This is a genomic window from Rickettsia canadensis str. McKiel (assembly GCF_000014345.1).
In the GTDB taxonomy this organism is placed as follows: domain Bacteria; phylum Pseudomonadota; class Alphaproteobacteria; order Rickettsiales; family Rickettsiaceae; genus Rickettsia; species Rickettsia canadensis.
Window position 1 is genome coordinate 645,332 of record NC_009879.1, and the last position, 11,913, is coordinate 657,244.

Genomic DNA, 11,913 nt, shown 5'->3' on the forward strand with positions numbered 1-11,913 from the left:
AGCCACGCAACAATGCCAAGCAGGCATAACATCAGTGATGTTTATCATAATTTTAGAATTATACAATAAAGCTTATTTTAAAAGATAGAAAGTATTATTAATTAAGCTACTTTAGCATAACAACTGTTTACTACGCCGGCAATTTTTGGATCAGCCTCCTCTGTACCAATCGTGAATTATTGACCATCTTTAGAAAATGTAATATCTACTTTATCTCCAATAAAAACATCACCTTTCTTGTACGCGAGTTATCAAATTTAGTCGTTCTCCTAATATTTTTCAAATAACCACCTTTTACTCAATATTATCAATATATTACTCAATCTGTTTCAACCACGAGGATCGAAACTCACATGAGTAAACCATCTATACATTGTAATTTCTTCAAGAAATTCTTTATTATAGTTCTCACCAAAGCCTAAAACATACATATTAAATTGAGGATTTTGTATTACAGTGATTGCAGACTCTATAATCTCTTGTTGAGTTGTATTACAGTCAGTTCCTTAGTTCTTGCCATCTTGCCATCAGTAAATACTACAATAGTGAATGCATATCTATTTTTTCTTGTAACAATTCTAAAGCATCTGTGACAGTACCATACAATCTTGTATATTACTTTTATAATCACTAAAAGTAATTTCATGAATTATTAAGTATTTAGATATTCTAGGTCTTTAGAAGAAAAAATAATAGGAAATTTACTTCCTGCCAAACAAAACCGTTAAATATTGGAAATAAATATTTTAATCAATCACTGTCATCTAAGAGATGAAAGTTTGTCTATAGCGACTAGAAGTCGCTGAATCAAGCTAAAGCTTATTCCAGTCTTATATTAGTAGTCATTACTGGTTCATGAGCATCAGTATGTCTATTAATATATTCATTAATCATGTCATCAGTCACATTACCACTAGTCGCACTAAAGTATCCTCTTACCACCCATAAATGTCTACCCCAATACTTTTTTCTTAATATTGGAAATTCTTCTTGTATTTTTTTTTGATGATCTCCCTTTGGCTTTTTGCACAAATTCACTCACTTTAATATGAGGTGGTATATTGGCAAATATATGTATATGATCGCTTGATATTACTCCATTTTCTATTTTAACATTGAGTTCTTCTACAACTACTGCAATAATTTCTCTCACTCGCTTTTTGATGTCATAGGTTAATACCTTGTATCGATATTTTGTAATCCACACTATATGTGATATCGATGATAGTAAACGGTGCGTGATTTGTTGCTATATTGAGTCATGGGGCTTATGATGCTAACGCATCATGGCTCAACATGGCAAGCTAAAGCTTTCGCATCTGGAAGATGGAGGTTTTAACCACCAAAGAGACTATAAAATTAGCAATAATAAATTCATCTTTTAAGCTATAAGTGATAATAGGTGGTTTACCGTCAACTTTATAAACCTGTATAGCTTGCATTACTGCACCGTTATTTAGAGTAAAAGTTAAGCTATTGCTGTATGAGAAGTAATGTGAGATATTAACTTAGAAAATTCAGTAGGTCGATAAGTATAATCTGTAGCCAGTGTTGCTTAGCCTGTTAAAATTTTTGATAATTTATTTGCATCTCTTATAACGACTTGTAATTTCTCAAGTTTGGATTCATCCATTTTATACTTTATAAGAGTTGAATCTCAGCCGTTAATAATGCTTTACTAAATTCAGCTTCTAATTTTATTGTTTCTAAAATTTTAGACAAACCATGCTCTGTTATAAGGTCACCATCTACTAGCTTATTAAAATAACTCACCTGTTTCTATATCTGAATATATAGTGCAGAGATTCTGCTATATCCTTTCTATTATCTTTAAACAAAGCAGTATCACATACTACTTTAATTCATCATGGGATGCTAATAATTGTAGGAAAATGCTCCAATTCTTTAGAAGTTTTGTTTTAAAAATAACTTTATTATTAGTAACTCCTACCTCTGCTCCTAGCTTTTAAAAAAATTTCCCATTTTTTCTGATGGGCCTAGAAAAGGTGTGGTTACATGACTTGAAAAAAGCACTAGATGAAATATAGAAAACTAATTATTTAAAAATTTTTCAGCCTCAAGAGCTGCCATACAACCACTACCTGCAGCAGTTACTGCTTGTCTATAAATTTTATCCTGAACGTCACCAGCAGCGAAAACGCCTTCGACGCTAGTTTTAGTCGTACCTGGCTTCGTTATGATATAATTATCGTAATCCATTGCAATTTGTCCGGTAAATAAGCTTGTATTCGGTGCATGCCCGATAGCTACAAATACACCGCTACAATTCACTAAACTAATCTCTTTAGTGTGAACATTTTGAATTTTAACTCCGGTAACGGATTTTGGTTTATTATCACCAACAATCTCATCTACTACATGATCCCAAATTACCGATATTTTAGGATTTTTAAATAATCGAGCCTGTAATATTTTCTCAGCTCTAAAACTATCTCTTCTATGCACTATAGTAACTTTGTTAGCATGATTGGTTAAGTATAAAGCTTCTTCTACTGCACTATTACCTCCCCCTACTACAACTATTTCTTGATTCTTAAAAAAGAAACCATCACAAGTAGCACATGCTGAAACACCAAAACCGCGAAATTCCTGCTCTGAAGCTATACCAAGCCATTTTGCTTCCGCACCGGTACAAATGATTATACTTTCTGCTTTATACTCATGTCCGGCTCCAGTCAATACTTTAAAAGGTCTTTTTGATAAATCCACCTTTTCTACGTAATCACTAACAATTTCCGTACCAACATTTTTAGCCTGCATATACATCTGCTCCATAAGCCAAGGTCCTTGCACCGTTTCCGCAAACCCAGGATAATTTTCAACATCGGTGGTAATTGTAAGCTGCCCACCAGGCTGCATACCATTGATTAATATTGGTTTTAAAGCAGCTCGAGCCGTATAAATAGCGGCACTTAAACCTGCAGGACCTGAACCAATTATTAGTACTTTGGCAGTAATGTGCATAATTATATTTATCTATTAGTTTTCTTTTTTGTTTTCTAATTGCTCTAACCAAGATTTAACATAGTTAATTTCTTCAGGGTTCATTAGAGACGGTGTATGACCTGCGTATTTTATCTCATACAGATCAAACACTTTTGTTTCCTTCATTTTTTTAACGGTAGATTTTGTTAAAATTTGAGATTTCATCCCATGAATTACTAATGTTTTACATTTTATTTTATTCCATACTGACCATAACTTAACATCTTCTTGGTTACCGGCATTGTTGATTCCTTTTATTATAGCAGGATCATAATTCATTTTATATTTTCCACCAAATGTAGAAATAACACTATATTTTGTTAAATAATCCCAATCTTCTTCGTCTTTGATACCTGATTGTGCATAAATAAGCTTTAGATGTTCTTTGGCACCAGCCAAATCATCTAAGATAATCGTTTTTTTAGCATAATCTCTAATTTTAATTAAAGGAGCAGCATCGATAAATGCTCCTATATCATTTAATATTAAGGCTTTAAAAAAATTTTTATATTTACTGGCAAGTAACATACCTATAATACCACCCATTGAAGTACCAAGCCAAATAGTTTTTTTAATATTTAGTCTTCTAAAAAAGAATAACGTATCTTTAATATAGGTAGTATAATTATAATGATTAGCTTTTTTAAAATTTTCGCTATCACTACGACCAGGATAATTTATTGAAATTACTCTATAATTTTGACTCAATGCTTTAGCTATTTTATCAAAATCATGAGCATTTCTAGTTAAGCCGTGAGCACATACTATTATATTTTTATTTTTAGGATCACCGAATTCCACATAAGAAATTTTGTGTTTCGGTATATATTGAAGAGGTAATAAATTAATATATGGACCAATTGTTATTGAATTAATTTTCATATGAACCTATTAATACCAATTTAGAATAAGTTTGAAAAAATCATTGTCATCATGTTATTAATTTAAATTACTTAAAAATATACTGACCATAGTCGGCGTATATATAACTACAAAAAGCAAAGATAAAAACACAGTAGCAGCAACTTTCTCAGGATAAAATTTCTGTAAATTCGCTATAACTATAGTATTTGCAGCAAGCGGTGCAGTAGAAAGTAGCTTTAAGGCATTATAGTAATCATTGTTATACCATTTTGTTACAAAATGATCAAACATGATAAATAACCCTACACCCAAAGGATAGAATAAAAATTTAGCAGCAAAAGTAGCAAGAGTAAATTTTATATCAACTTCAAATTTTTGCAGAGACGAAAGAGCAAGACCCACCATAACCATACCGAGTATTGAAAAAGAGCCTTTCATATTATATATAAAATCATCTAAAAAATCTGGTAAAGTAAAACCGCAAAAACTAAACAAACATCCTAAGAAAAAAGCATTTAAAATTGGTAGTTTTACTACTTTTAACATACTATCAGTAGTATCAGCAAAACTTCTCATACAAATATAAAAACCGACGGAACATTCATAAATGTTAACTCCTATAACAGCCATCATGTAAATACTTAAAGTATAATCATCAAAAAGTGCCGCAGCTATAGGTAGCATAAAATACCCACCATTTGCCGTACCTGCAGATAAAGCTATAATATTACGTGTATGATCCTGCCAAAATTTACCAAAAAAATAATAAGAAAATAGTGATAAGAGTGTTGCAATTACAAATGTTACAACCGTAACACTTAATGCCGAAAGTGTTAAGGTTGTACTAGCAGGTATAGTAAAAAATACTATAGGCGATATAAAATAGAACAGTAACGAAGAGATACTATCTCTTTCAACATTTGAATATTTACCTGCTAAAAATCCTATTACTACACTTAATAATACCGAAACGGTTTTTAAAAAAACTATACTAAATATTATCATGTAATGAGCTAAAGATATAATTACTTATAATACATGAGATTTTATTTTTTTCACTAGATTTTATAAAGATTTTTATTTCATCTTCATTAACTTTAAATTACAATATCAAAAAATTATATTATTTAGAGCTTCGAATTTAATATAATTATTTATGCAAAATATATTATCCTTATTATATTTTGATGCTTAAATTCCTATTCTAATCCTATGCTGCGTGATCTTGAATTAAATAAAACTACCAATATAGATCTAACAAAAAAATACAAAATTATCATTCTTATCAGTTGCTACTTTCAAGAATGGTGATTGTGTAGTAATGCTTGACTCTTCTGAATTAAATCCTGAAACGGAACTCGTATATATAACGCACAGTTTCTATAAAGACTTTTTAAATAAGCTAGATAAAGAAGAAAAACTAGAGCAAGAGCAGATTAAGAGATTATTGTAGTACTTTTCATACCATAGCTTGACCACGATATCAAAATCGTTTTAGCATTTTTAATTGGATCACGGGATCCAAGTCGCTGGATGACAATCAAAACACCCCTCCATGCCAACACCTATGTATGAATAACACACAAGCAAATTTGGAAATTATAGGCACTTGTAAATTATATTTTTTATCAAATCTAAAACCGATTTTAATTCTTCTTTGCCCTCTAATAGTTTTTGATATTCCTGTAAAAACTTATTTTTATCACTACTAATTCGAAGCTCATAACCGAATTTTGTATTACGTAAATCTAAAGAGAACAGGTAAGTACTAAATCGCCTACTATTCCTGCTTCTAATAATATATCTAGCACCTCCTGCATACCGCCTAAAGTTTTAGATAAAATTGTATTTTTTTAAAGGCAGATAGTATAAGTGTTGCTCTTGCATTTTCGCCCTACTTTTTTGCTAAATCAATCCTGCTTTTAATAGCAAAGATATTTTTCAATGTTCCTACCACCCACCTGCAATGTCACAATATCACTTGTCACATTAGTAGTAAAAATTTTTGAACCTAGATTATTGGCTATTTTATTTGCTACATCTATATCTAAACTTGCAATGCTTGCTGAAGCCGGTAAATTTTTAGCAAGTTCCTTTGCAAGATTAAGACTGGATAGAAATGCTATAGCAGTTATACGGTAATAGGGTTTTATCGAAAAATAATTTATTAGAATTACGGGCAAAAATTTTTGTTGCGATTAGAAGAGTATTGTCTGAGAAATGCAGTGAGTTTTTAATAATTTTATTGAATCATTGAAAGCATAAAACGGTGCTGCAATAATAATCAGTTCAACATCCTTAATTATATCTCAGTTTGTAGAGTATGCCTGTAAATGAGAAGGTAGTGTATACTATAATATCCCCTAAATATTTTACGTTAGTTTTATTATGTAAAATTTCTTTACTATTTTTTACGTAAAAATAAAGTAAGATTATTATAGCTTCGTACTGTTAAGAAGTTAGGCTAGTACCAAAACTCCCTCCTCCGTAAACCGCGATATTTTTAAATTTACTCACTTATAACTTTCTCGATATTTACTATTATAACAGGTGATTTATTGATTTCTTGTTTTAAGGTTTTACGGATTGTCCCTTTTATTGCTTCAATCACTTGCTCATCTGATAATAGTTTTTTAGCTTGTTTATTTTGAATAGTAACAAGCTCTTTAATATCGTTTTTAATTAGATTAACTAACGCAACATCCTCCTTTGGATCAAGCAGTCCAGGCATAGAAACCATTGGATTTGCAGCAAGCAAACCTTTTTTATTGATTACCACCGATGCTATCACGATACCTGACTCACTCATGCGTCTCCTCGCTTTAAAAATCGGAGATTCTACAGGAATTAAATAATTACCGTCTACAGCTAAATAACCACTTTCAACCTTTGAAATTACTTTTGCATTATTATGTTCAAGCAATACTACACTACCATTTTCAACCTCTACTACCTGTTTTATGCTGTTTTTCTTAGCAAGCTTAACATGTTCATGAATATGCATAGGCTCGCCGTGAACAGGAATACAAATATTTGGTCTAATTAAAGAATACATTTTTTTTAGTTCATCAATCGATGGATGTCCTGACACATGGACAAAATGGTCTCGCTCAGTAATAACTTCTACACCGGCTTTAACAAATATATTAAATAATCTAAATATTTTCTTTTCATTGCCGGGAATAATTTTTGAAGAAAAAATCATTGTATCTTTAGGAGCAAGCTTTATAGATGGGTGAGAATTACTAGCCAGTTTTGCGGTTGCAGCCATAGTCTCACCTTGACAACCGGTAGCAATTACTAATAATTCTTCTCTTCTAAATCTGCTAATCTCACGTTCACTAATTAGAGGAGTAATATCTTTAAAATAGCCACTTTCTTGAGCAGCACGCATCATACGATACAAACTTCTACCAGTTAAGACTACTTTTCTACCCGCAAGCCCTGCGGCATGAATTATTGTATCAAGTCGTGCTAAATTGGATGCAAATGTTGAAACTACTACCATTTGAGGGCAACAGGCTATGATATCTACTAAACTTTTTCTAACATCACCTTCAGAGCCTGAGCTTCCCTTATTAAACACGTTAGTTGAATCACAAACAAGTGCAAGAACCCCTTCATCTCCATAAGATTTTAAAAGTTTCTCATCGGCTTTTTTACCAAGTATCGGATCGTTATCAAATTTCCAATCTCCCGTATGTAAAATATTACCAGCCTTCGTACGAATCATAATTGCTTGCATTTCAGGAGCCGAGTGAGTCAGTGGTACCATTTCTAAGGAAAAAGGATCTAGATTTATTTTACTACCCGGTTTTACTTCATGAATTTTTATATTTGTAGCAAAATCATATTCATTTAAACGAATTTTTAAAAAGTTTGCCGTAAAAGTAGTAGTATAAATAGGACATTTAAGGCTATTCCATAAATATTGAACACCGCCTAAATGATCTTCATGAGCATGAGTTAAAATCAGACCTACTATATCTTTTTTATATTTTTCAATAAAGCTACTATCGGCAATTATCATATCAACACCTGGCAAATAATCATCAGCAAAACCGCTACCGCAATCAATCATGAGCCATTTCCCTTTATAATGATAAAAATTAAGATTCATACCTATTTCATTAGATCCTCCTAGCGGCACAAATAATAAATCGTTTTTATGGTTTTTCATGTTGAATGATGACATAATTTAACTTAATATTTATTTTATTACTTTATTCTTATAACTTATTATTAGTTAAGCGTCCATTATTAAAAAAGAAATTCATGTAATGAATATAAATAAAATAGCATTGATTTATAATAAAGATTATAAATCTTTAGCAATTATAGAAGAAATAAAAAAACTATATAATTATTGTGAGGTAGAGGAAGCAGAAGTAATTATAGTAATAGGAGGCGATGGAGCATTACTACATAATATTCACTGCTATATGCATCTTAACATCCCTTTTTATGGAGTTAATTTAGGAAGCCTCGGCTTTTTAATGAATACTTTAGATACTAAGAATTTATTACAAAATATACATGACAGTACGGTTACTATACTAAATCCTCTTCTTATGCAAGCCAAAGATACGAGCGGTCAAATATATACGGCACTTGCTATCAATGAAGTATCGATATTTCGTAAAACTAATCAAGCTGCGAAATTTAGAATAGACGTAAACGGGATAGAGAGGATGAGTGAATTAGTAGCAGATGGAGCTTTAGTTGCAACACCTGCAGGAAGCAGCGCTTATAATTTATCTGCAGGCGGTCCTATTTTACCACTTGAATCAAACATGTTATGCCTAACACCTATCTGTGCGTTTAGACCACGTAGATGGCATGGTGCTTTACTGCTTTCATCTGCTACGATTAAATTTGAAATATTTAATACAACCAAAAGACCGGTCAATGCTACTGCCGACTTTCAGGAGTTTAATAATATCATACAGGTTACTGTTAGCTCTACTAAAGACAAACCTATCAAATTGCTCTTTAATAAAAATCATACGTTGGAAGATCGAATTATTAAAGAGCAATTTGGCGGGTAATTACTAAAGAAATATTAATAATTTTTTGATTAAGAATTAAAGCTAATGTATTACGCTTATAACTAGGTATTATAAATGAAAGCAAAAAAGTCCTCTATTAACTTTTCTAAGAATAATCATATTCTATGATTATCGCTTGAAACTCACAATATTACATTAAATACAGCTATAGAATAGTACTAAGCAATAGTGAAAGATTTTAAGATAAAAAAAGATTTTTTAAGAACTATTGTGAAGAAATAAAAAACTCAAAATTAGCTTGAGAATTTGCGAATTTTTAGCAATTAAGAGTTATTTAAAAATTAGTGAATATAATTCTTTAATTAATAAAAATTCTAAAGTAGAAATATTTTTTGAATACAAACCTAGCTCTAATTCTTCTCACCCCTATTGCTAAGATTATTAATAAATTTATCGCTAAGGAAAATATTTTTAGTTTAGCTGTAGTAGAAAAGAATATTTTCTTAATGGAAGAAGTAGATAAAGATATACTTAAATCAGCACCTATAGTTTTAAATTTACTAAAAACTCAAGGACAATGATATCAAAAATATCTGAATATTATTCCAGAAATTATACTATTTGTAAAACCTAAATTTCAACCTGATATTATTAAACAGTGAGCAGCAACAGGAAAATAAAGGTATCTAATTTTGCTACTATAATCTATTAGTAACATATATACAGGACAATTGTAATTAGCAGAAGAATAATTATTATGCATTTTAAAGCATCGACTAAACGATAGCGATTCGATCTATAGTTTATTAAAATTTATTTACTTAATGAAAAGTTAACAGAAGTAAAAAATTTAATAAAAAATGCTCCTAAAGATATAAAAACTTTGACAGAAATGAGTTTTAATTTAGCTGAAATTTCTGAATCTAAATTAAATCTAATGAACCAAGATAATTTATCTAAGGATAGTAGAGAACAGTTTGGATGTTTTCAATATATTGCTAAATACAATAAATATTCTGCTTCTGAGAAAATTTTGAATGAAGAAAACCTAAAGTATGAGTTAATCGAAATTAGTGACTATATTGGTGGTTCTATAATTATTACCTACAACAGCATTATATAAAATTAGCTAAACAATTTATAAAAATCTCTTTCAGGCAATAGCATTTTTATTAAATCCTGAAGGATATATTAATCTAATTTATATAGAAGCTCTTGTTAGCAACCTTACTTGTTCACAAGCAAAATCTATAAAAGCAATTAATAAGATTATCACTTATTTAATTGCAATTTAGAAATACGGCTTAGCTTTAAACAAAGTTGAGGAAATTTTACAATATGAAATAAAAATCAGGAAGCCATTGAGCATGGATTAGTAGCCGCTAGGTTAGCTTAGCTAAGAAAAGATACAGAAATATACTGGACTTGTTCAGTATCTGAAGCAATATCTACAGATACTCAAGAAGAATTAATGCAGTATGAAGATACTAAAGAAATGCATAAATATTATCAATCAATATAACATGTACATTTAATACAACAAATTATTCCTAGTTATAGCAGTTGGGAAATTACAATTAATAATATTACTTCTTTAGGTAAATATAAAGGACTTGAATGCTACAGAAGAATTGGTGAAAAATTACAAAAAAATTAGATAAGAATCAATGTAATAGATTTGTGAATACCTTAAAGAAAGGTCTAATATATAGACAACAAGGTGATAACGGCGTTAAATTTATCGGTAAAAAAGCAGTTGAAATTAAAATTGACGGTAACCAGCGTTTATTCAAAAATATATTACATTCAAACGAGTGAATTACTGATAAATTTTGATTATCAAGGGAATCATAATAATGTAATAAAATTAAGATTTGCTATAACTTTAATAAAATTGTTAATACTTATTCAAAAGGTTGGCGTAGGTTAATAGCAGCAGATAATGTACCCTCGTCTAAATAGTCAAGTTCACCTCCGATAGGTATGCCGCTAGCTAGGCGAGAAATTTTAGCAGGATGCTCTTTTAAATATTCGGTAATAAAATAAGCGGTAGTCTGACCTTCTAAAGTAGAATTAGTAGCAATAATAACCTCTTTAATATTTGCTGCAAAACATCTTGTAAGTAGTTCGGGTAATCTGAGCATGCTAGGATTTTTTCTACTAGCTGCCGATAAATTATAACCAAGTACGTGGTATAAACCTTTAAAATTACCGCTACGCTCCATTGCCCATAATTCAGCTACAGTTTCAACAATAGCAATAACTGACTTGTCTCTATATTCGGAAGAACAAATACGGCAAATATTTTCCGTATCCATATTACCACAAATTTCACATTTTACTATTTTTTTGTCTATATTTATCAAATTGTTAATAAGACTTTTTAATCTTACGTCTTTATCTTGTAGTAGGTATAGTACTATACGTCTTGCCGACCTACTACCAAGACCAGGTAATTTTGAAAAAAGATAAATGAGCTGATCTATATCATTTGTTTCATTCATTGGAATACTTAAGCCTTGATCACGACTGTTCCAGCTATTTTATCATGTAATGCTTGTTTTTTAGAAGAAAAAAGTATGAAAAAAATACCAATAGGAAAAGTCATATACCCTAAAAATCTTTTAATTAACTGCTTTAAAGTTGGACGATTTAATGTTACGGCATCTACTATTTTCATACGTAGCAACATTTTACTAAGCGTTGCACCTGTATAATACCAAAGTGTTATGAAATATGAGCCTATTACTAATATATTAGTAGCAAAAATTGAAATATTAAACAAAATATACTTATTAAAATTTCCTGCTTTAAGATATTCATAAAATTCCTGACTCATAATAGAACTAAATATTTCATTAGGATAAAGACTAATGTTAGTGCTAAAGAAATAATCATTAAAGAACAACCATAATAAATTAAAAGCACAAAATTGTGATATTGGGATTGCTATAAAGGCAAATAATGATAAATCAAGTGCCGTAGAAAAAATTCGTGCTATAAAATCAGGATAAATAATTTGCTTTTTCATTGC

Annotated in this window: 11 protein-coding genes and 2 pseudogenes; 5 read left to right on the forward strand and 8 right to left on the reverse strand. The window is 30.2% G+C overall.

Annotated features, from left to right (window positions below; all coding sequences use genetic code 11):
* Positions 1-819: 819 nt before the first annotated feature.
* The 4 genes and pseudogenes from tnpA to A1E_RS02785 form a co-directional block, all read right to left on the reverse strand.
* Positions 820-1,263, reverse strand: a pseudogene (tnpA, locus tag A1E_RS02770) (IS200/IS605 family transposase).
* 789 nt (positions 1,264-2,052) lie between these two features.
* Positions 2,053-2,985, reverse strand: a complete 933-nt coding sequence (gene trxB, locus A1E_RS02775) for a thioredoxin-disulfide reductase (RefSeq protein ID WP_012148751.1) — start codon at positions 2,983-2,985, stop codon at positions 2,053-2,055.
* A 15-nt stretch (positions 2,986-3,000) separates the two neighbouring features.
* Positions 3,001-3,888, reverse strand: coding sequence for an alpha/beta fold hydrolase (locus tag A1E_RS02780; RefSeq protein ID WP_012148752.1), 888 nt, complete (start codon positions 3,886-3,888; stop codon positions 3,001-3,003).
* Between the two features lie 57 nt (positions 3,889-3,945).
* Positions 3,946-4,875, reverse strand: coding sequence for an AEC family transporter (locus A1E_RS02785; protein WP_012148753.1), 930 nt, complete (start codon positions 4,873-4,875; stop codon positions 3,946-3,948).
* Between the two features lie 316 nt (positions 4,876-5,191).
* Here A1E_RS02785 and A1E_RS07145 point away from each other — a divergent pair, with 316 nt between their 5' ends.
* Positions 5,192-5,323 carry a hypothetical protein gene (locus A1E_RS07145; RefSeq protein ID WP_012148754.1) on the forward strand — a complete coding sequence of 44 codons (132 nt, stop codon included), beginning with the start codon at positions 5,192-5,194 and terminating at the stop codon, positions 5,321-5,323.
* Between the two features lie 87 nt (positions 5,324-5,410).
* Here the strand turns inward: A1E_RS07145 and A1E_RS05635 are convergent.
* Both A1E_RS05635 and A1E_RS02795 read right to left on the reverse strand, forming a co-directional pair.
* A pseudogene (locus tag A1E_RS05635) lies at positions 5,411-6,387 on the reverse strand (NAD(P)H-dependent glycerol-3-phosphate dehydrogenase).
* The gene (locus A1E_RS02795) at positions 6,380-8,065 is read right to left on the reverse strand and encodes a ribonuclease J (RefSeq protein WP_012148756.1); all 1,686 of its coding nucleotides are present in this window, start codon (positions 8,063-8,065) and stop codon (positions 6,380-6,382) included. Before A1E_RS02795 ends, A1E_RS05635 begins: the two are co-directional and overlap by 8 nt.
* Positions 8,066-8,150: 85 nt before the next feature.
* Here A1E_RS02795 and A1E_RS02800 point away from each other — a divergent pair, with 85 nt between their 5' ends.
* The 4 genes from A1E_RS02800 (at position 8,151) to A1E_RS06525 (ending at position 10,697) form a co-directional block, all read left to right on the forward strand.
* On the forward strand, positions 8,151-8,918 hold the full coding sequence (locus tag A1E_RS02800; RefSeq protein WP_012148757.1) for an NAD kinase: 768 nt from the start codon (positions 8,151-8,153) through the stop codon (positions 8,916-8,918).
* 353 nt (positions 8,919-9,271) lie between these two features.
* Positions 9,272-9,460 carry a hypothetical protein gene (locus A1E_RS02805; RefSeq protein ID WP_012148758.1) on the forward strand — a complete coding sequence of 63 codons (189 nt, stop codon included), beginning with the start codon at positions 9,272-9,274 and terminating at the stop codon, positions 9,458-9,460.
* Between the two features lie 311 nt (positions 9,461-9,771).
* A complete protein-coding gene (locus A1E_RS06865; RefSeq protein ID WP_012148759.1) occupies positions 9,772-10,002 on the forward strand; it encodes a hypothetical protein in 231 nt (76 codons plus the stop codon).
* A 557-nt stretch (positions 10,003-10,559) separates the two neighbouring features.
* On the forward strand, positions 10,560-10,697 hold the full coding sequence (locus A1E_RS06525; RefSeq protein WP_012148760.1) for a hypothetical protein: 138 nt from the start codon (positions 10,560-10,562) through the stop codon (positions 10,695-10,697).
* Positions 10,698-10,783: 86 nt separating this feature from the next.
* On the opposite strand, the gene recR is transcribed toward A1E_RS06525, so the two are convergent.
* Positions 10,784-11,383: a recombination mediator RecR gene (gene recR / locus A1E_RS02815; protein WP_012148761.1), complete on the reverse strand. Its 600-nt coding sequence runs from the start codon at positions 11,381-11,383 to the stop codon at positions 10,784-10,786.
* A gap of 8 nt (positions 11,384-11,391) precedes the next feature.
* Complete coding sequence (locus A1E_RS02820; RefSeq protein WP_012148762.1) at positions 11,392-11,910, reverse strand: RDD family protein; 519 nt, start codon at positions 11,908-11,910, stop codon at positions 11,392-11,394.
* Positions 11,911-11,913: the final 3 nt, after the last annotated feature.